The 1,418-nt window shown below is 53.8% G+C and carries 1 protein-coding gene; it reads left to right on the top strand.

Annotated features, from left to right (window positions below; translation table 11 throughout):
* The first annotated feature begins 82 nt into the window (after positions 1–82).
* On the top strand, positions 83–1,405 hold the full coding sequence (locus M989_RS23915) for an IS4 family transposase (protein ID WP_064549238.1): 1,323 nt from the start codon (positions 83–85) through the stop codon (positions 1,403–1,405).
* Positions 1,406–1,418: the final 13 nt, after the last annotated feature.

Here is a 1,418-nt window from a genome sequence, read left to right as displayed (position 1 = left end):
TAATGCCGATCGTTTAAGGATCGGTTGACCGATCCGACAGTTGATGTACAAAGGGTTCATGTCTCTGCATGGACCCTTTTTAATGGAACTCTCACAAGCCCTCGGCATCATCAATCTCGCCTCTCCTGAGCAGGCCCGCAATCTCGCCGACCTCATTCCTGAAGACCTTATCCGTCAGGCGCTGACCCTTTCCGATACCGTCACCCTGCGCAAACGCAAACTGCCCCTTGAGTCAATGATATGGCTTGTCGTCGGCATGTCCGTTTTCTGCAACCGCCCGCTGACCGAAATTGTTAATCTTATGGATATCGTGGACAGTTCCGGCTCACCTTTTACCGCCAGAAGCTCTGTTATTCAGCGTCGCAAGACGCTGGGGGAAAATGCCGTCAGGGAACTGTTTGAGCTCACTCAGCAACACTGGCATGAGCAGGCAAATCATCCGCACTGGCACGGGCTGAGACTCTGTGGCATTGATGGCGTGGTCTGGCGCGTACAGGACACCCCGGAAAATAACGAGGCCTTCGGTAAAGCGTCAAATCAGCACGGCGAAAGGGGGTATCCGCAGGTGAGGATGGTGTGCCTGATGGAGCTGAGCAGTCACCTGATACAGGGCAGTGAATTTGACCGCTACGACGTCAATGAAATGCGGCTGGCGGCCCGTCTGAGCGCCAGCGCATCAGATAACAGCATCACGCTATTCGATAAAGGCTTTTACTCACCCGGACTGCTGCACCACTGGCAGAATGCAGGTAAAAACAGGCACTGGCTGCTGCCGCTGAAAAAGAATGTGCAATATGACGTCATCCATAAACTGGGGCGACAGGATAGTCTGGTCAGAATAAGAACGACGCCTCAGGCGAAAAAACAATGGTCAGGGTTGCCGGAGGAAATCACGGCGCGACTGGTGACAAGAAAAATAGATGGCGTGGAGCGGCAGATACTGACTTCGTTGACAGATGCCTGCCGTTATCCGGGAGCCGATGTGGCTGAGTTATACCGGCACCGGTGGGAAATCGAGCTGGGTTACCGGGAAGCAAAGCAGGGGCTGCTGTGCAACAGATGGACGCTACGCAGCCGGTTACCGGAGATGGTGCGACAGGAGCTGTGGGGTGTGCTGCTGACCTATAATCTGGTGCGTTATCAGATGGTGAGGATGGCGTTCCATCTGAAAGGAGATTATCTGCCATATCAGCTGAGCTTCAGCAGTGCAATAACGGAGATGATGCGGTTACTGATAACGCTGCCGTGGGCATCACCGGGAACCGTACCGGGGGAACTGAAAAGGTTTTACGAGCAGGCGAGGCACTGCGTGTTGCCGCTAAGAAGGGAACGAAGTTACCCACGAGAAGTGAGAGCAAAATGCAAAAAGTATCCGGATAGAAAGGCTGCTGGTCACCTTAAGTGACCAGCATTAGGCC

Source organism: Kluyvera georgiana ATCC 51603, assembly GCF_001654985.1.
Taxonomy (GTDB): Bacteria; Pseudomonadota; Gammaproteobacteria; order Enterobacterales; family Enterobacteriaceae; genus Kluyvera; species Kluyvera georgiana.
This window is presented reverse-complemented; position numbering and strand designations above follow the sequence as displayed.